The sequence below is a fragment of the Pseudogulbenkiania sp. NH8B genome (assembly GCF_000283535.1).
Classification (GTDB): domain Bacteria; phylum Pseudomonadota; class Gammaproteobacteria; order Burkholderiales; family Chromobacteriaceae; genus Pseudogulbenkiania; species Pseudogulbenkiania ferrooxidans.
This window is the reverse complement of the sequence record NC_016002.1, coordinates 56,286-76,612: the sequence shown is the minus strand read 5'-3', so window position 1 is coordinate 76,612 and position 20,327 is coordinate 56,286. Positions and strand designations below refer to the sequence as shown.

Below are 20,327 nucleotides of genomic sequence, written 5' to 3'. Positions count from 1 at the left end.
CGAAGAGCCGCACAGAAACCGGAATGTACTGGAGTACATGAGGATTTCGCGCAGCGCATGAGCCCCGATCAGGGATCGCGCAGTAAGATTATGAACTGGTTCTTACTTCTTGGCCGGCTCGCGGCCTCGGCCCGGCGGAATGATCGAGCCCGGCTCCACCACCTTCTGCTTGGCCTGCTTCGGCTTCTTGACTTCCTTGTTGCTGCGCACTTGACCCTTAGCCATTGGATATCTCCTGGCGGTGCCGGCATGGTGTCCTGCCCCGGCACCACGGTAAGGCGGTTGCAGGTATCTCCCTGCAGCGGCGCCGACGGTGGCGCCGCATAAGCAGATGATAGGCCGTTCGCGCGCGGCGGGTGGCATTATCTTGCGCGGCCGCCCTGGGCCGGGCCGGCGCCCGCCGTGCCACGGCCGGCTTTGCGGTATCATCGGCCATTATCGGGCGGCCGCGCCGCCCCATCGCACATCACGAGACCGCCATGAACCAGACCGTCCCCGAAACCCTCAAACCCTGCAACAAGTGCGGTTCGCGCGCCGAGCTGATCAAGAGCGGCTCGCGCCGCTACTGGGTGCAATGCACGCGCTACGCCGGCAACGGCAACTGCAACGCCATCGGTGCCCAGGCCGACAACAAGAAGGAAGCGATACATAACTGGAACAGCACGCGCTGATAACCTGTTCATGATCCTGCTGCGCGTCCCGGATCGGGGCTCATGCGCACTGCGTGCGAATCTATCACTGAGCAAATCGAAGATTTGCACGCAGTGATTCGCTCAGCGCTCAGAAATCCTCATGTACTCCAGTACATTCCGGTTTCTGTGCGGCTCTTCGCCCCGCTGAGGGCCGCTCGCGACAGATCCTGAACAGGTTCTGAGTTGTTCCTGACTACACAGGACTTAGGACACTCCCCCATGTTCGCCTGGTTCGAAAAACGGCTGCACCCCTACCCCGACACGCCACCGGCCCAGCCCCCCCAGGGCTTCTTCCCCTTCGTCTGGTCCTGCACCCGCGGCCTGCGGCCCTTGATCGCAGCGATGACCTCGCTCACCGCGCTGATCGGCGCCTTCGAGGCGCTGCTGTTCTCGATGCTGGGGTCGGTGGTGGACTGGCTGAGCAAGGTGCCGCCGGCGCAGCTGTGGCAGACGCAGCAGCACAACCTGCTGCTGTTGGCCGGCATCCTGCTGGCGAGCCCGTTGTTGATCGCGTTGCAGTCGCTGTGCAAGTACCAGGGACTGGCCGGCAATTTCCCGATGCTGCTGCGCTGGAACTTCCACCGCCACCTGCTCGGCCAGAGCATGAGCTTCTACCAGGACGAATTCGCCGGCCGGGTCTCGGCCAAGGTGATGCAAACCGCGCTGGCGGTGCGCGAAACGGTGGTCATCGTCACCGACATCCTGGTGTTCGTGGTGATCTACTTCGTCACCATGGTGGCGGTGGTGGGCCGTTTCGACCTGGTGCTGATGCTGCCCTTCCTCGGCTGGCTGGCGCTCTACGTCGCCACGCTCGCCTTCTTCGTGCCGCGCCTGGGGCGTGCCGCCAGCGCCCAGGCCGACGCGCGCAGCCTGATGACCGGGCGCATCACCGACGCCTACACCAACATCGCCACCGTCAAGCTGTTCTCGCACGGCCAGCGCGAGGCCGGCTTCGCCAGGAGCGCGATGCAGGAGTTCATGCTCACCGCCTACCGCCAGATGCGGCTGGTGAGCGGTTTCGAGGTCACCAACCACGCCCTCAGCATGGTGCTCATCGCCAGCACCGCCGGCGCCACGCTGTGGCTGTGGAGCCAGGGCCAGGTCGGGGTCGGCGCGGTGGCCGCCGCCACCGCGATGGCGCTGCGCCTCAACGGCATCTCGCACTGGATCATGTGGGAGATGTCGAGCCTGTTCGAACACATCGGCACGGTGCAGGACGGCATCGCCACGCTGTCGCGCAGCATCGCCGTCACCGACCGCCCGGACGCCAAGCCGCTCGCGGTGACGCGCGGCGAGGTCCGCTTCGAGGCGGTCGATTTCGGCTACGGCGGCGAGCGCAAGGTGATCGACCAGCTCACCCTGACGGTGCGCCCGGGCGAGAAGATCGGCCTGGTGGGACGCAGCGGCGCCGGCAAGTCGACCATCGTCAACCTGCTCTTGCGCTTCTACGACGTGGAGGGCGGGCGCATCCTGATCGACGGCCAGGACATCGCCGCCGTGACGCAGGACAGCCTGCGCGCCCAGGTCGGCATGGTGACGCAGGATACCTCGCTGCTGCACCGCTCGGTGCGCGACAACCTGCTGTACGGCCGCCCCGACGCCAGCGACGAGCAGATGGTCGCCGCCGCGCGCCGCGCCGAGGCGCATGAGTTCATCCAGACCCTGACCGACCCCAAGGGCCGCCACGGCTACGAGGCCCACGTCGGCGAGCGCGGCGTCAAGCTCTCCGGCGGCCAGCGCCAGCGCATCGCCATCGCCCGCGTGATGCTGAAGGACGCGCCGATCCTGCTCTTGGACGAAGCCACCAGCGCGCTCGATTCGGAAGTGGAAGCGGCGATCCAGGGCAGCCTGTACCGCCTGATGCAGGGCAAGACCGTGGTGGCGATCGCGCACCGCCTCTCCACCATCGCCGCGATGGACCGGCTGGTCGTGCTCGACCGCGGCCAGATCGTCGAGGAAGGCACGCACGCCGCGCTCTTGGCGCAGGGCGGACTGTACGCGCGGCTGTGGGCGCACCAGAGCGGCGGCTTCCTCGGCGAGGAGGCCGAGGACGACGAGACCGTGGCGGCCGGCTAGCCGAGCCCGGCACCACCGTGCCAGTCCGAGGCCAAGGTTGGCCGAAGCCGGGCCTCACAGCGGACACCGGCCATACCGGCACACGTGCTGCATGGCAACAAACCAACAGAACCACCCCCTGAATGCCGCTGTAACGGCGTCCCCTTCTGCAACGACCGATTAACGAACATATTTTCGATAATCGGAATTGTCGTCCCCTAGCCCTGTTGCTACATTTTGAGCGCCACCCGTCCTCACACCCGCAGGACGACGCGCCGCCCTCCACCCGGGGGCGGAGCAAGACCCGACGGTCGCGCCGCGACATCACCGCCCCGCACGCCGTCCCTGACCAGACCCTCGGCCGCGCGCACCGCAGCACCGGAACGCCAGGCCAGCGCACCGCTTCACGCCCAATAAAAACAACACCTTGTAACAACGCGATAAAACAGCGACGACGAGATTCAGACGCCGTCGCCATAAACGAATGGAGAACAACAGGATGTCGACTACCCCCACCCCCCTGACGGCGGCCGCCCCCTCCGGCAGCGTCGGCGACAAGATCCGCAGCGCCTTCGCCATCGGCAAGATGCGCTGGGGCATGCTGGCGCTGGTCTTCTTCGCCACCACCATCAACTACATCGACCGCGCCGCGCTGGGCGTGATGCAGCCGGTGCTGGCCAAGGCCATGGCCTGGACCGCGCAGGACTACGCCAACATCAACTTCTGGTTCCAGGTCGGCTACGCCGCCGGCTTCGCCGCGCAGGGCCGCTTCATCGACAAGGTCGGCGTCAAGCGCGCCTTCGCCATCGCCGTGGTGCTGTGGAGCATCGCCGCCGCCGCGCACGGCTTTGCCGCCAGCGCCGCCGGCTTCATGGTGTGCCGCTTCTTCCTCGGGCTGGCCGAAGCCGCCAACTACCCGTCCTGCGTCAAGACCACGCGGCTGTGGTTCCCGGCCGGCGAACGCGCCATGGCCACCGGCATCTTCAACGCCGGCACCAACGTCGGCGCCATGCTGACCCCGCTGATGCTGCCGTTCATCCTGCAGGTCTGGGGCTGGCAGGCGGCGTTCTTCACCATCGGCGCTCTGGGCTTCGTGTGGCTCGTGTTCTGGCTGCGCAACTACTACAACCCGGAAGAGCATCCGCGCGTCAGCCAGCAGGAACTGGCCTACGTGCAGCAGGGCGTCGAGCCGGCGCCGGCCAAGGTGCCCTACTCGCGCATCCTGAAGATGCGCGGCACCTGGGCCTTCACCGTGGCCTACGCCATCACCTCGCCGGTGTTCTGGTTCTACCTGTACTGGCTGCCGCCGTTCCTCAACCAGCAGTACCACCTCGGCATCAGCGTGACCCAGATGGGCCTGCCCTTGATGGTGATCTACCTGATGGCGGACTTCGGCAGCGTGTTCGGCGGCGCGGTGTCGTCGTACCTGATCTCGCGCGGCATGGCGCCGGTACGCTCGCGCCTGGTGTCGATGCTGGCCTTCGCGCTGTGCATCTCGTCCATCGTGTTCGCCGCCGGCGCCAGCAGCCTGTGGATGGCGGTGCTGTTCATCTCGCTGGCGGTGGGCGCGCACCAGGCCTGGACCGCCAATATCTGGAGCGTGGTGATGGACACCTCGCCCAAGCACGTGGTGAGTTCGGTGTTCGGCTTCGGCGGCATGATCAGCGCCATCGGCGGCATGTTCATGACCCAGCTGGTGGGCTACGTGCTGACCGTCACCCACAACAACTACGCCGTGCTGTTCACCATGATCCCGGTGGTCTACTTCATCGCGCTGGCCTGGCTCTACTTCATGGCGCCGCGCCAGGTGGAAGACGCCGCCGCGTAAGCGCGGCCTTCCCCGGTGGCGGCAGGCCGGTCGCGTCGACCCGCCTGCCGCCCGCGACGGGCCGGCCGACGCCGGCCCGTCGGCTTTTTCCCGCCCCCACTTCCCGCCCTGCCCCCTCCCCGCCGACCCGGCACGCCCGCCACAGCGCGGCGCCGATCCTCAGCGACGTCATGATGCCGCCGCGTCAAATGTGTTAAAAACACCTCTACGCCTCCTCACACACCCTTTTGGCAAGGCCGAAACCGCATGTCATCCGCTGCCCCTCTTCCCGACCTTGCCGCGCTGCTGGCGCAACGGGTCGATCTCGATCCGGCCGAGCTGGCACGGTACGACCTCGAGCAGCACCCGGCGCTGGCCGACACCGCCCTCCTGGGCGCCGCGCTGCACGACTTCCTGCAGCGCCAGCCGGAGACCGGCGAGCGCTTCGGCGACGCGGCCGACGCCGCGCTGCGCCAGCTGGTCGAGCACAAGGTGAGCCACTTCGCCGCCCTGCTGACGCGGCCCTGGGCCGGGGAGTCGCTCGACGCCGGGCTGGCGCTGGGACGGCAACAGCATGAGTACGGGCTCTCCACCGCCTGGCTCAGCAGTGCGCACCGGGTGTATCTCGACCACCTGGAGCAGCGCGTGGGCGGCCTCGCCCTGACGGCGGACGAACGCGCCGGCCTGACCGCGGCGCTGCGCAAACTGGTGTTCTACGACCTGCTGCTGCAACTGAGCGGCTACCACGCCGGGGCGGAAGCGGTGAGTCAGGACGAGGCGCAGCGGCTGGCGCGCCTCAACCGCCTCTACATCACCCTGAGCCAGGTCAGCCACATCGCCGCGCGCAACGTGCGCCACCTCGGCTCGCGCGAACTGGCGGCGCAGACCCTGCTGCGCGAGGTGTGCGAAACCGTGGTCGAGCACGGCGGCATCCACATGGCCTGGGTCGGCTTCATCGACCCGGCGTCGCAGCGCATCGACCCGTTCGCCTGGGCCGGCGCCGACGCCGCGCGCTACCTGGTCGGCATCACGGTGTCCACCGACCCGGCGCGGCCGGAAGGCCAGGGCCCCTCCGGCCGCGCGGTCCGCAGCGGGCAGCTGCAACTGCTTGAGGACTCGCTCAACGCCCCGAGCTATCACGCCTGGAGCCAGCACGCGCTGCGCCAGGGCTTCCGCAGCAGCGTGGCGACGCCGCTGTGGCGCGACGGCGCGGTGATCGGCGTGCTCAACCTGTACGCCGCCGCGCCCGGCTTTTTCGGCGCGGAAGAACAGCGCCTGGCCAAGGCCATCGCCGACAAGATCGACCTCGCGCTGGGCCACCTCGACGACCTGGAACGGCAGCGCCAGGCCGAGGCCCGGCTGCTGCACCAGGCCACCCACGACCCGCTCACCGGCCTGCCCAACCGCACCCGCCTGTTCCACCGCCTGGAGCAGGCGCTGCAGGCGGACGCCGCCGACCGGCTGACGGTGCTGATGCTCGACCTGGACGGCTTCAAGGACATCAACGACCTGTTCGGCCACAGCGCCGGCGACACCCTGCTGTGCCGCATCGCCGAGCGCCTGCGCGCGCTGTGCCGCCCCGCCGACGTGGTGGCGCGCATGGGCGGCGACGAGTTCGTGGTGCTGCTGGAACAGCTGCCCGACCCGCACACCGCGCGCAACGCGGTGGAGCAGATCATCAGCGCCGTGCGCCGCCCGGTGCCGCTGCCGGACGGCGAGGTCAGCGTCAGCACCAGCATCGGCATGGTGACCGGCAGCGCCGGCGTCAGCGCCGATACCCTACTGCGCCAGGCCGACATCGCGCTGTACCGCGCCAAGTCGCTCGGGCGCGACCAGTACTGCCTGTTCGACGACGAGCTGGAGCGCCAGCTCAAGCAGCAGCAGACCACGCGCCACGCCATCCGCGCCGCGCTCGACGGCGACGAGCTGGCGCTCTACTACCAGCCCAAGGTCGACCTGCAAAGCGGCGCGGTGATCGGCGCCGAGGCGCTGATCCGCTGGCTGGTCGACGGCGAGGTGCGCGCCCCCGGCCGCTTCCTGCCGGCGCTGGAAGGCACCGAACTGCTGGGGCAGATCGACAGCTGGGCGATCCGCCACGCCATCGCCCAGGCCGCGCACTGGCACCGCCACGGCCTGCCGCTGCAGATCTCGGTCAACGTCTCCGCCATCTCGCTGCGCCGCCCGGCGTTCTTCGGCGAACTGCGCGCGCTGCTCGCCGAGGCCGCCCTGCCGCACCAGGCGCTGCAGCTGGAGGTACTGGAATCGGTCAGCCAGGACAGCCTGCAATACATCATCGACTGCCTGCAGGCGTGCAAGGACATCGGCGTGTCGCTGGCGCTCGACGACTTCGGCACCGGCGCCTCCTCGCTGCTGCACCTGCAGCGCATCCAGCCCGACGTGATCAAGATCGACCAGCGCTTCGTGCGCTCGATGCGCGAGCAGCCGGAAAACATCGCCATCATCAAGAGCGTCAGCACCTTCTCCCAGCTCTCCGGCCGCACCGTGATCGCCGAGGGCGTGGAAACCGAGGCTATCGGCCAGGACCTGCTGGCGCTCGGGGTGCGCTTCGGCCAGGGCTACGCCATCGCCCGACCGATGCCGGCGGCGGACTTCCCGGTCTGGGTCAGCCAGTGGCGCCCGCCCGCGGCATGGCGGGGCCACGCCACGACCGCATCCTGACCCAGCCCTGCCGAGGTGGAGGGGACTTAGCCGCCGTTCAGCGGAACGGCCCCGGGCTGCCGCGCCGACAGACGCTTGCGCATGATCTGGTACATGAAGGGTTGGCCGAAGGGGATGCCGCCGCCGCTTGGGCGGGAACCGCGTGGGGCTTGGTAGTAGCGGCTCGACCAAGCGCGGCCAGTGGGCGGCTCGACAGGGTTGCAGGCCCCGCCCCCCACACGTTGGCCGAAGCCCCCCCCCAACACCAACGACAAAGCCCATCGGCCGCGAGGCGCGATGGGCTTTGTGTTGCCGCGCGACGGTCACACCGCCGCGCTGGGTCAATGACGCGCTTACGAGCGGGCGGCCGCGGCGGCCACCGCCGGACGGCTCTTGCTCCACGGCGTGCCGAACAGGCGCGAGCGGGCCCAGCCCACCACCAGCAGCGCCAGCGCCAGCACACCGGTGCCGATCACCTCGATCTGGTGCTCCGGACGGATCGCCATCATCGCCACCACGGCGCAGATGAACAGGATCACCGCCCAGGTCAGCCACGGGAACAGCCACATCTTGAACGCCGGGGTCTCGCCCTTGGCGATCATGCGCTGACGCATGCGCAGCTGCGAGATGGCGATCACCAGGTACACCAGCAAGGCGATGGTGCCGGAGGTGGCCAGCAGGATGTCGAACACCGCCTTCGGCATCAGGTAGTTGGCGATCACGGTGAGGAAGCCCACCACCATCGAGCCCAGCACCGCCTTCTGCGGCGTGCCGTTGGCGGCGGTTTCGCCGAACATCTTCAGCGCATCGCCACGGGAGGACAGCGAGTAGAGCATGCGCGAGGCGGTGTAGAGCGCCGAGTTGAGGCAGCTCGCCACCGAGATCAGCACCACCACGTCGACGATGGCCTTGGCGTTGGGGATGCCGATCAGCTCCAGCGTGCGCTGGTAGGAGCCGGACGAGGCCAGCAACGGATCGTTCCACGCCACCAGCGCGGTCACCACGAAGATCGAGCCCAGGTAGAACAGGCTGATACGCCACACCACCGAGTTGGTGGCCTTGGTGATCTGCTGCTGCGGGTTGTCGGATTCGGCGGCGGCGATGGTGACGATCTCGGTGCCGAGGAAGGTGAACATGGTGGTCAGCATCGCGCCCAGCACGGCGCCGAAGCCGTTGGGCATGAAGCCGCCGTGGCTGAACAGCTGCGATACCCCGCTCACCTGGCTGCCCGGGATGAAGCCCATGATGGCGGCGCCGGTGATGGCGAGGAAGGCGACGATGGCCACCACCTTGACCAGCGCGAACCAGAACTCGAACTCGCCGTAGTTCTTGACGCTGAACAGGTTGGTGATGGTCAACAGCACGGTGATGCCGAGCGCGAACAGCCACATCGGCACGCCGGCAAACCAGGTGTGCAGGATGGTGGCGGCGGCGTTGGCCTCGAGCGGGATCACCAGCACCCAGAACCACCAGTACAGCCAGCCGATGATGTAGCCGGCCCAGTGGCCGATGGCGCGGTCGGCGTAGGTGGAGAAGGAACCGGTATCCGGCGCCGCGACGGCCATCTCGCCCAGCATGCGCATGACGAGGACCACCAGCAGGCCGGCGATGGCGTAGGCGATCAGCACCGCCGGGCCGGCCTCGGCGATGGCGTGGCCGGAGCCGACGAACAGGCCGGCGCCGATCACCCCGGCGATCGACAGCATGGTGACGTGACGTTGCTTGAGGCCGTGACTCAGGCCTTGGGATGAAACACTCATGAATAGATTCTCCTGACTACCCGGCCTCCGTGTGCAGAATGCGCCGGGGCCTGTGCTCGGCTGCGGCAAGGGAGGCAGCGGCCGGCGTGTTATCGGTTTTTTTTATGCATGGGGAAATGCAGCGTGCGAGTGTAAGCGCGGATTGGCGATACAATTAGACCCAATCCGGTTTTTTTGATGGAGCCATTCCGGTCCGCACGCCCATGTCGCCACGTCCCAGCCCCGCTTCCTCCGCCACGCCCACGCTGCTCACCGACCTGCTGCAGCTGCATTTCGACCCGGCCAGCAGCGAGCCCAACAACCAGCAGCTCTACCGCCTGCTGCGCGACGCCATCCTGCACGAAGCGCTGCCGCCGGGGCTGCGCCTGCCCTCGTCGCGCCAGCTCGCCGCCGAGCTCAGCCTCGCCCGCAACACCGTGATCCACGTCTACGAACGGCTGGGGGCCGAGGGCTACGTTTCGGCCGGGGTCGGCCAGGGCACCTTCGTGCTCGACACGCGCCCGGACAAGCTCGCCAGCCGCGACGCGGCCAGTCCGACGCGACCCGCGCCCGCCACCCAGGGCGTGGCGATCTCGCGCCGCGGCGCCGAGCTGGTGGAGCAGGCCGGGGCCGGCGAGAAGCAATGGGGCGCCTTCATGCCGGGGGTGCCGGAGGTGCGCACCTTCCCGTCGCGCACCTGGATGCGGCTGCACAACCGCCAGTGGCGCAAGCCGCAGCCGGACCTCTTGACCTACGCCGTCGGCCCCGGCCTGCCGGCCTTGCGCAGCGCGCTGGCCGACTACCTGCACAGCTCGCGCGGGGTGCGCTGCACGCCGGAGCAGATCATCGTCACCAACGGTTCGCACTCGGCGCTGCAGCTGATCGCGCTGCTGCTGGGCGACGCGGGCGACGCCGCCTGGGTGGAGAATCCGGGCTACTGGGGGGTGCACAGCGTGTGGCGCAGCGCCGGGCTAACCACGCTGCCGGTGCCGGTGGACAACGAGGGGCTGCAGGTGGACGAAGGCGCCCGGCTCGGGGTGCCGAGGCTGATCTACGCCTCGCCCTCGCACCAGTACCCGCTGGGCGCGGTGATGAGCCTGGCGCGGCGCCGCCGCCTGCTGGCCTACGCGCGCCGCCACGACAGCTGGATCGTCGAGGACGATTACGACAGCGAATTCCGCTACGGCCGCCCGCCGCTGCCGTCGCTGCAGGGGCTGGACGGCCACGGCCGGGTGATCTACCTCGCCACCTTCTCCAAGGTGATCTACCCCGGGCTGCGTCTGGGCTACATGGTGGTGCCGGAGGTGCTGGTGGAAAGCTTCCAGACCGGTCTGTCCGAGCTGTTCCGCGGCGGCCAGTACCTGACCCAGGCGGTGCTGGCCGACTTCATCGCCGAGGGCCACTTCGTCTCGCACATCCGCCGCATGCGCCACCTCTACGCGGCGCGGCGCGAGGCGCTGCTGTCGGCCATCCGCCAGCATTTCGGCGACGAATTCGCCATCCACGACGGTGCCGCCGGGCTGCACCTGGTGCTGGGCCTGCCGGACGGCCGCGACGACCGCGCCGTCACCGCCGCGGCGCTCGCGCGCGGCATCCTGACCCGGCCGCTGAGCGCCTACTACCGTGGCGACGGCCCGCACCAGCCCGGCCTGCTGCTGGGCTACGCCCACGTCGACGAGGACGACATCGCGCGCCACTTCGCCACGCTGGCCGGGGTGATCGGGGGGTGAGGGAACTCAGCGCAACGCCGGCTTGAACCACGGCCGGCCCTGCGGCGCCGGCAGGCGGTAGCGCTTCGCCAGCGCCTCGTAGAAGCCCTGCTGGCCGAGCTGACGCAGCGCCTGGTTGAAACGGTCGCGCGCCGTGGCATCGTGGAAGGCCAGGCGGTACGGCGTGGGCGGGAACAGCGCGAACGGGCACAGCGAGGGCGCGGTGTCGAGGCCGGGGCCGAGTTCGTCGTTGAGCTGCAGGAAGACGTTGATGTCGCTCACCGCGACGTCGGCGCGGCCGCTGTAGAGCAGGCGGTTGAGGGTGATCTGCGGCGACTGCTCGACGTAGTCGGGATTGCCCGCCGCCATCGCCGCGTAGTCCGGGCCGAGAAAGCGCCGCGCGTTCTGAAACGCCGCCACTCGGTAACGACCGAGCTCCGGCACGGCGTCGAGGCGGAGCTGGCGGCGGCACAGCGTGATCGCGGCATTCTGGTAGGTGATGTAGGGATCGGACAGGTAGCCGCCGTCGTTGGCGATGGCCGCATCCACCCGCCCGGCGGCGAGCCACTGCTGGGCGCGCTTGTTGGGGGCGAACGACACCTGCGGCTGGTAGCCGGCGGCGCGCAGCGCGGCGGTCACCAGCTCGTACTCCAGCCCGCGCTGCTCCTCCGCCATCACGTACGGCGCCTTGGTCTCGCCGATGGCCACGCGCAACGGCGTGCCGGACGGCACGGCAGCGGCCAGCGCCGGCAGCAACGCGCACAGCAAGGCCGCCCAGCGGCGACTACGGTGCCTGGTGTGGATACCCTTCATGACCTTACATCCCGAGGACGAGCGCGCCGGCAGCGCCGGCAGCATGGCATTTACATGGCATAGCATTGTGCATCGCTGCGGCCGGGGTGCCATGAGCCAGATCAACCCCCGCCGCCTGCCGCATAGACAAAAGGTTGGCCGAAGCCCCCTGCGAAGCTTCGGCCAACCTTTTGCCGCCCGGCGATCAGCGCCGGGCATTGTAGCCCAACCGCGCCACCGCGTCGGCAGTGCGCGGCGCGCCCCCGATCAGGCCGCGGCGTTTTTCAGGATCTGGTACAGCTCGTCCTTGAGCTTGAGCTTTTCCTTCTTCAGGTTCTCCACGTCTTCGGCGCTGCCCGCCTCGAGGTGCGCCTCGATGTTCTTGATCTGCTGGTCCAGCGCATTGTGCTTGTCGAACAGGCGGGAGAAATGGGCGTCTTCGGTCTTGAGCTGGCTGATACGGTCGCGAAATTCGGGAAACATGACATCCTCCAAAGGTGGCGGGCCGCGCGGCGGCGGCAGGGGTTTCATGTCATGGTAGACGCCCCCCGGACCGCCGTTCTTGATTTAACGCAGAGAACCGCCGGCGCGCCTCGCCCCGCCGGCATCGGCCGCGCCCGGCCGTGGCGGGGCGACGAACGCCGGCCGCACGGTACGGAGCAACGGGTACCTGGCCGCCCCCACCGCACCGCGCGCGGCCGGTTCGGACCCCGCGCTCAGGCCGGCGCCGTGCCGGCGTCCTCCCGCTGCAACACGTCGATCAGGCGGTGCAGGCCGTCGGTCAGCGCCCGCACCGAGCCTTCCAGGTCCCAGTCGTCGTGCCCCGGCTTCACCACGTTGGAAATGGCGCGGATCTCGACGAAACGCTGCCCTTCCTGCAGGCAGACGTGGAAGAACGCCGCCCCCTCCATGTTCTCGATCTCCACCTCGCGGCTATCGATAAAGGGCGCCAGCGCCGCGTTCAGCGACACGCTCTTCGCCTGCGCAAACCCGGCCGGCAACGCCGGGCACGCCAGGGTATGGCGGCGCTCGAACGCCATGTCGAGCGGCAGATGCGCCAGGTGGGTGAAACCCTCGGGCGTGAAGAAGCCCAGATCGCCCTCCACCTCCGACGCCACCAGCACCACGTCGCCGATCTGCAGGCCGGCGTGCGGGTACACCCCGGCCACGCCGGCCAGGATGATGACGTCGGGCTTATGCTGCTGGATCGCCTTCAGCGTGGCGTAGGCGGTGGCGGTCAGTCCGACGCCGGAGACCACGGTGGTGACGCCGGGGAGGGAAAACAGGCTCGCCTCGGTGGCGGTGGGAAACAGCACGGTGATGTTCATGGCAATCCAGCAGTTCTGAGCGTAGCGACACCGGCATTGTAAAACGGATACGCCGGGGCAGCAGCCGGCCCCATCCACCGGCTATAGTGAACCGAAGAACCGGTCCACGATCTGCCACGCGCGGATCGCAGGCGCGCTGGAGCACAGCGGCGACGGGCTCCGGCACCGGCTGCCGCCCCCTGGACTCCACCCCGGCTCACGGCACGGAGGAACGCCATGAAGTACGAGAGCATTCTGGACGCCATCGGCCACACCCCGCTGGTGCGGCTGAACCACCTCGCCCCGCCGCAGGGCGCGCTCTACGCCAAGCTCGAATTCATGAACCCCGGCGGTTCGGTCAAGGACCGCATCGGCCAGTTCATGGTGGGCGAAGCCGAGCGCCGCGGCGAGATCGCGCCGGGCGGCACCATCGTCGAATGCACCTCGGGCAACACCGGCATGGGGCTCGCCATGTTCGCCGCGGCGCGCGGCTACCGCACCGTGTTCACCATCGCCGACAAGCAGTCGCGCGAGAAGATCGACATGCTGCGCGCCATGGGCGCGGAGGTGATCGTCTGCCCCACCGACCTTCCGCCGGACCACCCGCGCCAGTACATCGAAGTGGCACGCCAGCTGGCGGCCGAGATTCCCGGCGCCTTCCTGTGCAACCAGTACCACAACCCGGACAACACCCAGGCCCACTACGTCAGCACCGGCCCGGAAATCTGGCACGACACCGACGGCAAGATCACCCACTTCGTCTGCTGCATGGGCACCTGCGGCACCATCAGCGGCATCGGCCGCTACCTCAAGGAGCAGAACCCGGCGGTGCAGGTGATCGGCGTCGACCCGGAGGGCTCCATCCTGTACGACCTGTTCCACAGCGGGCGCGAGGTCGAGCCGCACGTCTACCAGCTGGAAGGCATCGGCGAGGACTTCGTGCCGGGGGCGCTGGACTGGAGCGTGATCGACGACGTGGTGCAGGTGAACGACAAGGACAGCTTCCTGATGGCGCGCACCCTGGCGCGTTCGGAAGGCATCTTCGCCGGCGGCTCAAGCGGCGCGGCGATGCTGGGGGCGCGGCAGGTGGCCCGGCGGCTCGGACCGGACGACCTGATGGTGGTGCTGCTGCCGGACGGCGGCCGGCAGTACCTGGGCAAGATCTACAACGACGACTGGATGCGCGCCAACGGCCACCTCGAGGCCCGGCCCGGCCACACCGTGGCCGACGTGCTGCGCGCCAAACCGCCGCGCCCGCTCGCCACCGCCGCCCCGGCCGACGCGCTGCGCGACGCGCTGCAGCGCATGCGCGACCTGCCGTGCGCGCAGCTGCCGGTGTTCGACGGCGACGAGCTGCTGGGCACGCTGTACCGCCAGGACCTGATCGACGCCCTGCTCGCCGGCAAGGCGCTGGACGCGCTGATCGTGCGCGAGCTGCTGCGCGAACCGCTGCCGGTGCTGGCCGCCGACGCCCCGTTCGACGAGGTCGCGCGGCGCGTGCCGAGCCAGGTGCCGGCACTGCTGGTGCATACCGGCGCCGGCTACGACATCGTCACCCAGGGCGATCTGCTGCGGGCGCTGACCACCACTCACTAGCGAGGCAAGCATGCGTTTCTCCACCAAGGCCATCCACGCCGGGCTGGCGCCAGACCCGTCCACCGGCGCCGTCATGACCCCGGTCTACCTGACCTCCACCTTCGCGCAGCAGGCCCCCGGCGTGCACCAGGGCTACGACTACGCGCGCACCGCCAACCCCACGCGCAGCGCGCTGGAAGCCAACCTGGCCGCACTGGAGGAAGGCGCCTACGGCCTGGCGTTCGCCAGCGGCCTGGCGGCGGCGACGGCCGTGCTGCAGACGCTGTCGAGCGGCGACCACGTGCTGTGCGGGCAGGACCTGTACGGCGGCACCTACCGCCTGATGACCCAGGTGTTCGCCCGCTTCGGCATTGCCTCCAGCTTCGTCGACGCCACCGACCCGGCGGCGGTCGCCGCCGCCTTCACCCCCGCCACCAAGCTGCTGTGGCTGGAGACGCCGAGCAACCCGCTGCTGACGGTGTGCGACATCGCCGCGCTGGCCCGGCTGGCGCACGCGCACGGCGTCACGGTGGTGGTGGACAACACCTTCGCCTCGCCCTACCTGCAGCAGCCGCTGACACTCGGCGCCGATGTGGTGCTGCACAGCACCACCAAGTACCTGGGCGGCCACTCCGACGTGGTCGGCGGCGCGCTGGTGACCAACGACGAGGCGCTGTACCAGACGCTCAAGTTCCTGCAGAACGCGGTCGGCGCGGTGCCGGGGCCGATGGACTGCTTCCTGGTGCTGCGCGGCATCAAGACGCTGGCGCTGCGCATGCGCCAGCACTGCGCCAACGCGCTGGAACTGGCGCAGCACCTGGCGGAGCACCCCGAGGTGCTGCGCGTGCACTACCCCGGCCTGCCCGACAGCCCCTGGCACGAGCTGGCGCGGAGCCAGATGTACGCCTTCGGCGGCATGATCTCGCTGGAACTCCAGGGTGGCGCCGAGCGCAGCGCCCGCTTCACCAGCCGCACCCGGCTGTTCACGTTGGCCGAAAGCCTGGGCGGCGTCGAGTCGCTGGTCAGCCTGCCCACCGCCATGACTCACGCCGCCATCCCGCCCGAGCAGCGCCACAAGGCCGGCCTGCCCGACGCGCTGGTACGGCTGTCGGTGGGGCTGGAAGACGTCGAAGACCTGATCGAGGACATCGACCAGGCGATCGCGGCAACGTGAGCGGCCCGTCTCGCCATCAAGCAAAAAACCGCCCTTGACGGGCGGTTTCTGTTGAGCCGGACACGTCCCGGCTTGGCATCACAGCGGCGCATCACCACGATGGGCGGTAAGGTTCAGGCGTTGTACCCCAAATTCGACGCCAGATCGCGCTGGGCCTGTTCCACGCTGACGCCGCGGCGCTGGGCGTAGCTCTCCACCTGATCGCGGCTCACCTTGCCGACGCCGAAGTAGCGCGAATCGGGGTGGCTGAAGTAGAAGCCCGACACCGCCGCGGTCGGCAGCATGGCGTAGCCTTCGGTCAAGATCATGCCGATGGCCGGGGCGTCCAAGAGTTCGAACAGCTCCTTCTTCACGGTGTGGTCCGGGCAGGCCGGGTAGCCCGGCGCCGGGCGGATGCCCTGGTATTGCTCGTCGATCAGCGCCTCGTTGTCGAGCTGCTCGTGCGGCGCGTAGCCCCAGAACTCGGTGCGCACGCGCTGGTGCATCAGCTCGGCGAAGGCCTCGGCGAAGCGGTCGGCCAGCGCCTTGAGCAGGATCGCCGAGTAGTCGTCGTTGGCGGCTTCGAAGCGCGCCACGTGCGGGTCGATGCCGAGGCCGCCGGTGACGGCGAAGGCGCCGATGTAGTCCTCAACGCCGCTGTCCTTGGGCGCGATGAAGTCGGCCAGGCACCAGTCCGGGTTCCTGTTGCCGTCCTTGTCGGTCTTGACGATCTGCTGGCGCAGGCCGACCCAGGTCATCAGCCGCTCGCCGCTGTCGGGGTGGTAGATCTCGATGTCGTCGTGGCCGACGCTGGCGGCCGGGAACAGCCCGATCACGGCGTTGGCGGTGAGCCATTTCTCGTCGATGATCTGCTTCAGCATGGCCTGGGCGTCGGCCCACAGCGCGCGCGCCGACTCACCCACCACCTCGTCGGACAGGATGGCCGGGTAGCGGCCGGCCAGTTCCCAGCTCTGGAAGAACGGCGTCCAGTCGATGCAGCGGGCGATCTCGGCCAGGTCGTAATGCTCGAAGCGGCGCACGCCGAGCCAGGACGGCTTGGGCGGGGTGTAGTTCGCCCAGTCGATCTGGTGACGTTGCTCGCGGGCTTCGGCGATCGGCAGCAGCTTGGCCTCGCCGCGGCCCTCGAAGATGGCGCGCGCCTTGGCGTAGTCGGCGGCGACCTCCTCGACGAACACGTCGCGCAGCGTGTCGGACAACAGGTTGGAGCACACGCCGACGGCGCGGCTGGCGTCCGGCACGTAGATCACCGGGCCGTGGTAGTTGGGGGCGATCTTCACCGCGGTGTGCACGCGGCTGGTGGTGGCGCCGCCGATCAGCAGCGGAATGGTAAAGCCCTGGCGCTGCATTTCCTTGGCCACGTGGCTCATTTCTTCCAGCGACGGGGTGATCAGGCCGGACAGGCCGATGATGTCGGCCTTGTGCTCGATCGCCGCGTCCAGAATCTTCTGGCACGGCACCATCACGCCCAGGTCGATCACCTTGTAGTTGTTGCAGCGCAGCACCACGCCGACGATGTTCTTGCCGATGTCGTGCACGTCGCCCTTCACCGTGGCCATGATGATCACGCCCTTGGCCGGCGCGTCCTGCAGGCCCATGGCGATCTTCTCTTCCTCGATGAACGGCTCGAGGTGCGCCACGGCGGCCTTCATCACGCGCGCGGATTTCACCACCTGCGGCAGGAACATCTTGCCGGCGCCGAACAGGTCGCCGACCACGTTCATGCCGTCCATCAGCGGGCCTTCGATGACGTGGATCGGGCGCTCGCACTTGAGGCGGACTTCTTCGGTATCTTCGACGATATAGGTGGTGATGCCCTTGATCAGCGCGTGTTCCAGGCGCTTCTCCACCGGCTGGCTGCGCCACGCCAGGTCTTCGCCCTTGGCTTCCTTGGCGTCGCCGCGGAAGCTTTCGGCCAAGGTGATCAGCGCCTCGGTGGCGGCCATGCTGTCGTCGCCCTGCATCAGGACCACGTCCTCGATGCGCTCGCGCAGCACCGGGTCGACCTCGTCGTACACCTCCAGCGCGCCGGCGTTGACGATGCCCATGGTCATGCCACGCTTGATGGCGTGGTACAGGAACACGGCGTGGATCGCCTCGCGTACCTTGTTGTTGCCGCGGAACGAGAACGACACGTTGGACACGCCGCCGGAAATCTTGGCGTGCGGCAGGTTCTGCTTGATCCAGCCGGTGGCCTCGATGAAGTCGAGGCCGTAGCGCGCGTGTTCCTCGATGCCGGTGGCGACGGCGAAGATGTTGGGGTCGAAGATGATGTCTTCCGGCGGGAAACCCACCTCGTCCACCAGGATGCGGTAGCTCTTCTCGCAGATCTCGACCTTGCGCGCGTAGGTGTCGGCCTGGCCGGCCTCGTCGAACGCCATCACGATCACCGCCGCGCCGTAGTGGCGGATCAGGCGCGCCTGCTCGACGAACTTGTCGACGCCTTCCTTCATCGAGATCGAGTTGACGATGCCCTTGCCCTGGATGCACTTCAGGCCGGCCTCGATCACCTCCCACTTGGAGCTGTCGATCATGATCGGCACGCGCGCGATGTCCGGCTCGGCGGCGATCAGGTTGAGGAAGCGCACCATCGCGGCGTGGGCGTCCAGCATGCCCTCGTCCATGTTGATGTCGATGATCTGCGCGCCGTTTTCCACCTGCTGGCGCGCCACGTCGAGCGCGGTGGCGTAGTCGCCGTTGAGGATCAGGCGCGCGAACGCCTTCGAACCGGTCACGTTGGTGCGCTCGCCGACGTTCACGAACAGGTCGGCATCACCGATGTTGAACGGCTCGAGGCCGGACAGGCGGCACTTCGGCTCGAGCGCCGGCAGCGCACGCGGCGGCAGGTCCTGCACCGCCAGGCAGATCGCCGCGATGTGCTCCGGCGTGGTGCCGCAGCAGCCGCCGACGATGTTGATCAGGCCCGATTCGGCCCACTCCCTGACGTTGACCGCCATGTCCGCCGGCGACAGGTCATAGCCGCCGAAGGCGTTGGGCAGGCCGGCGTTGGCGTGCACCGAAACGAAGGTGGACGAGATGCGCGCCATTTCCTCGACGTAGGGACGCAGCAGGTCCGGCCCCAGCGCACAATTCAGGCCAAAAGAAATTGCATCGGCATGCGAAAGTGAGTTGTAAAATGCCTCTGTCGTCTGACCGGTCAGGGTACGGCCGGACTGGTCGGTGATGGTGCCGGACACCATGATCGGCAGCCGGGCCGCCTCCGGGCGCTCGTCGAAATACTTGTGGATGGCGAACACCGCCGCCTTGGCGTTGAGCGTGTCGAAGATGGTTTCGACCAGCAGCAGGTCGGCGCCGCCCTTGACCAGGCCGTCGATGGCCTCGGTGTAGCTCTCGACCAGGGCGTCGAAGGTGACGTTGCGGTAGCCCGGGTCGTTGACGTCCGGGCTGATCGAACAGGTACGGTTGGTCGGCCCCAGCACGCCGGCGCAGTAGCGCGGCTTGGCCGGGTTCTTCGCCGTTTCGGCGACGCACAGCTCCTTCACCAGACGCGCCGCGGCGTGGTTGATCTCCCACACCAGCGCTTCCATCTCGTAGTCGGCCATGGCGATCGAGGTGGCGTTGAAGGTGTTGGTCTCGACGATGTCGGCGCCGGCATCGAGGTAGGCCTGGTGGATACCGCCGATGATGCCGGGCTGGGTCAGCACCAAGAGGTCGTTGTTGCCCTTGACGTCGCAACGCCAGTCCGCAAAACGTTCGCCGCGGTAGTCCTGTTCGGTGAGCTGGTGGCGCTGGATCATGGTGCCCATGCCACCGTCCAGAATCAGGATACGGCGCGACAGGTGATCGTATAGGGTGGGGTTGGTGGCGATCGTCATGGCAAACAAGTGGTTATCGTCTAAAACGGGAAGGTGGCGTCATCGGTCTGGCATCTTACCATGCTGTCCGTACCGAACCCGCCAACCTTTAAGAAGAAGAGAGCAGAAGCTTATGTTCAGGGCGCATAAACCGGTGCTGGCGATGGTGCTGGCCTTAGGGGGGGGACTGTCCGCGCAGGCGGCATCGTTGCGGATCGGCGTGTCGGATTCGGACGGCCCGCCCATCGTCGAGCTGGCCAGCGATCCGCAGCAGGGGCTGGTGGGCGGCCTGTACAAGGAACTGGGCACGGCGCTGGCGGAAGAGCTGGGCACTACGCCTCGGTTCGTCGTGGTGTCGCGCAAGCGGGTGGAACAGAACATCGAGGCCAACAAGGTCGACATCCACTGCAACGCCAATCCGCTGTGGTACGGCAACGCCAGCCGCCTGGGCTGGACCCAGGAGCTGTACCCGCAGGTGGAGCGGCTGATCGCGCTCAGGTCGAACCACCCGATCCGGCACCTGGACGAACTGGCGGGCAAGCGCATCGGCACCACGCGCGGTTACCACTATCCGGCGGTGGAGGCGCTGTGGGCCAGCGGCCAGGCCACGCGCGTGGACGAAGCGCGCATCGAGCTGTTGATGAAATCGCTGCAGAAGAAACTGATCGACGTCGCCATCCATTCCGAACTGGAATTCGCCTACTGGGCGCGCAGCTACCCGTTCGAGGCGCGCAAGCTGGAGATGCTGCCGGTGGTGGTGTCCACCATGCCGACCATGTGCGCGGTGGCCCCGGCCAGCCGCTACAGCGTGACCGAGCTGAACCAGGCCATCGCCCGGCTGCACAAGAGCGGCAAGCTCAAGACCATTCTCAAGGCCTATCAGTGGCAGGCCAATTGAACACCACCCGGACACGTCCTCAGAGCCTGCTTACGATCTCGCGAGCTAGAGCGAGACAAGGCAAAAACGGCTGAGGAAGTGGCGTTTACACGTGGTAAATGCGCATTCC

14 protein-coding genes are annotated in these 20,327 nt (G+C 68.2%); 8 read left to right on the top strand and 6 right to left on the bottom strand.

Going from position 1 to position 20,327, the window contains the following annotated elements:
- Positions 1-102 precede the first annotated feature (102 nt).
- Positions 103-225 (bottom strand): hypothetical protein, encoded by a 123-nt coding sequence (locus tag NH8B_RS21260; protein ID WP_008954593.1) that lies wholly within the window; start codon positions 223-225, stop codon positions 103-105.
- Positions 226-479: 254 nt separating this feature from the next.
- Here NH8B_RS21260 and NH8B_RS00305 point away from each other — a divergent pair, with 254 nt between their 5' ends.
- The 4 genes from NH8B_RS00305 (at position 480) to NH8B_RS00290 (ending at position 7,233) form a co-directional block, all read left to right on the top strand.
- On the top strand, positions 480-671 hold the full coding sequence (locus NH8B_RS00305; protein WP_008954592.1) for a Lar family restriction alleviation protein: 192 nt from the start codon (positions 480-482) through the stop codon (positions 669-671).
- Between the two features lie 240 nt (positions 672-911).
- Positions 912-2,768, top strand: coding sequence for an ABC transporter ATP-binding protein (locus tag NH8B_RS00300; protein WP_014085533.1), 1,857 nt, complete (start codon positions 912-914; stop codon positions 2,766-2,768).
- Between the two features lie 478 nt (positions 2,769-3,246).
- A complete protein-coding gene (locus NH8B_RS00295; protein ID WP_008954590.1) occupies positions 3,247-4,575 on the top strand; it encodes an MFS transporter in 1,329 nt (442 codons plus the stop codon).
- Between the two features lie 246 nt (positions 4,576-4,821).
- A complete protein-coding gene (locus tag NH8B_RS00290) occupies positions 4,822-7,233 on the top strand; it encodes an EAL domain-containing protein (protein ID WP_014085532.1) in 2,412 nt (803 codons plus the stop codon).
- 332 nt (positions 7,234-7,565) lie between these two features.
- Here NH8B_RS00290 and gabP read toward each other — a convergent pair whose 3' ends face one another.
- A complete protein-coding gene (gene gabP / locus NH8B_RS00285) occupies positions 7,566-8,972 on the bottom strand; it encodes a GABA permease (protein ID WP_014085530.1) in 1,407 nt (468 codons plus the stop codon).
- Positions 8,973-9,175: 203 nt separating this feature from the next.
- Here gabP and NH8B_RS00280 point away from each other — a divergent pair, with 203 nt between their 5' ends.
- On the top strand, positions 9,176-10,681 hold the full coding sequence (locus NH8B_RS00280) for a MocR-like pyridoxine biosynthesis transcription factor PdxR (RefSeq protein WP_014085529.1): 1,506 nt from the start codon (positions 9,176-9,178) through the stop codon (positions 10,679-10,681).
- 6 nt (positions 10,682-10,687) lie between these two features.
- On the opposite strand, the gene NH8B_RS00275 is transcribed toward NH8B_RS00280, so the two are convergent.
- The 3 genes from NH8B_RS00275 to NH8B_RS00265 all read right to left on the bottom strand — a co-directional run bounded on the left by NH8B_RS00275 (position 10,688) and on the right by NH8B_RS00265 (position 12,780).
- Positions 10,688-11,473 (bottom strand): substrate-binding periplasmic protein, encoded by a 786-nt coding sequence (locus NH8B_RS00275; protein WP_041703200.1) that lies wholly within the window; start codon positions 11,471-11,473, stop codon positions 10,688-10,690.
- A 246-nt stretch (positions 11,474-11,719) separates the two neighbouring features.
- Complete coding sequence (locus NH8B_RS00270) at positions 11,720-11,935, bottom strand: YdcH family protein (protein ID WP_014085527.1); 216 nt, start codon at positions 11,933-11,935, stop codon at positions 11,720-11,722.
- Between the two features lie 233 nt (positions 11,936-12,168).
- Entirely contained in the window at positions 12,169-12,780 is a 612-nt protein-coding gene (locus tag NH8B_RS00265) for a phosphorylase family protein (protein WP_014085526.1), read from the bottom strand.
- 216 nt (positions 12,781-12,996) lie between these two features.
- Here NH8B_RS00265 and NH8B_RS00260 point away from each other — a divergent pair, with 216 nt between their 5' ends.
- Together NH8B_RS00260 and NH8B_RS00255 are read left to right on the top strand one after the other, a co-directional pair.
- Positions 12,997-14,355 carry a pyridoxal-phosphate dependent enzyme gene (locus NH8B_RS00260; RefSeq protein WP_014085525.1) on the top strand — a complete coding sequence of 453 codons (1,359 nt, stop codon included), beginning with the start codon at positions 12,997-12,999 and terminating at the stop codon, positions 14,353-14,355.
- A gap of 10 nt (positions 14,356-14,365) precedes the next feature.
- Entirely contained in the window at positions 14,366-15,508 is a 1,143-nt protein-coding gene (locus NH8B_RS00255) for a cystathionine gamma-synthase (RefSeq protein ID WP_014085524.1), read from the top strand.
- A 113-nt stretch (positions 15,509-15,621) separates the two neighbouring features.
- Here NH8B_RS00255 and metH read toward each other — a convergent pair whose 3' ends face one another.
- Positions 15,622-19,341, bottom strand: a complete 3,720-nt coding sequence (metH, locus tag NH8B_RS00250; protein WP_041703198.1) for a methionine synthase — start codon at positions 19,339-19,341, stop codon at positions 15,622-15,624.
- 112 nt (positions 19,342-19,453) lie between these two features.
- On the opposite strand from metH, the gene NH8B_RS00245 reads away from it, so the two are divergent.
- Positions 19,454-20,218, top strand: a complete 765-nt coding sequence (locus NH8B_RS00245; protein WP_014085522.1) for a substrate-binding periplasmic protein — start codon at positions 19,454-19,456, stop codon at positions 20,216-20,218.
- The last annotated feature ends 109 nt before the right edge of the window (positions 20,219-20,327 follow it).

Bases quoted from the DNA above. Each gene is read 5' to 3' on its own strand.
- metH (WP_041703198.1), bottom strand. From the start codon at position 19,341: ATGACGATCGCCACCAACCCCACCCTATACGATCACCTGTCGCGCCGT.
- NH8B_RS00305 (WP_008954592.1), top strand. From the start codon at position 480: ATGAACCAGACCGTCCCCGAAACCCTCAAACCCTGCAACAAGTGCGGT.
- NH8B_RS00280 (WP_014085529.1), top strand. From the start codon at position 9,176: ATGTCGCCACGTCCCAGCCCCGCTTCCTCCGCCACGCCCACGCTGCTC.
- NH8B_RS00300 (WP_014085533.1), top strand. From the start codon at position 912: ATGTTCGCCTGGTTCGAAAAACGGCTGCACCCCTACCCCGACACGCCA.
- gabP (WP_014085530.1), bottom strand. From the start codon at position 8,972: ATGAGTGTTTCATCCCAAGGCCTGAGTCACGGCCTCAAGCAACGTCAC.
- NH8B_RS21260 (WP_008954593.1), bottom strand. From the start codon at position 225: ATGGCTAAGGGTCAAGTGCGCAGCAACAAGGAAGTCAAGAAGCCGAAG.
- NH8B_RS00290 (WP_014085532.1), top strand. From the start codon at position 4,822: ATGTCATCCGCTGCCCCTCTTCCCGACCTTGCCGCGCTGCTGGCGCAA.
- NH8B_RS00270 (WP_014085527.1), bottom strand. From the start codon at position 11,935: ATGTTTCCCGAATTTCGCGACCGTATCAGCCAGCTCAAGACCGAAGAC.
- NH8B_RS00245 (WP_014085522.1), top strand. From the start codon at position 19,454: ATGTTCAGGGCGCATAAACCGGTGCTGGCGATGGTGCTGGCCTTAGGG.
- NH8B_RS00265 (WP_014085526.1), bottom strand. From the start codon at position 12,780: ATGAACATCACCGTGCTGTTTCCCACCGCCACCGAGGCGAGCCTGTTT.
- NH8B_RS00295 (WP_008954590.1), top strand. From the start codon at position 3,247: ATGTCGACTACCCCCACCCCCCTGACGGCGGCCGCCCCCTCCGGCAGC.
- NH8B_RS00275 (WP_041703200.1), bottom strand. From the start codon at position 11,473: ATGAAGGGTATCCACACCAGGCACCGTAGTCGCCGCTGGGCGGCCTTG.
- NH8B_RS00260 (WP_014085525.1), top strand. From the start codon at position 12,997: ATGAAGTACGAGAGCATTCTGGACGCCATCGGCCACACCCCGCTGGTG.
- NH8B_RS00255 (WP_014085524.1), top strand. From the start codon at position 14,366: ATGCGTTTCTCCACCAAGGCCATCCACGCCGGGCTGGCGCCAGACCCG.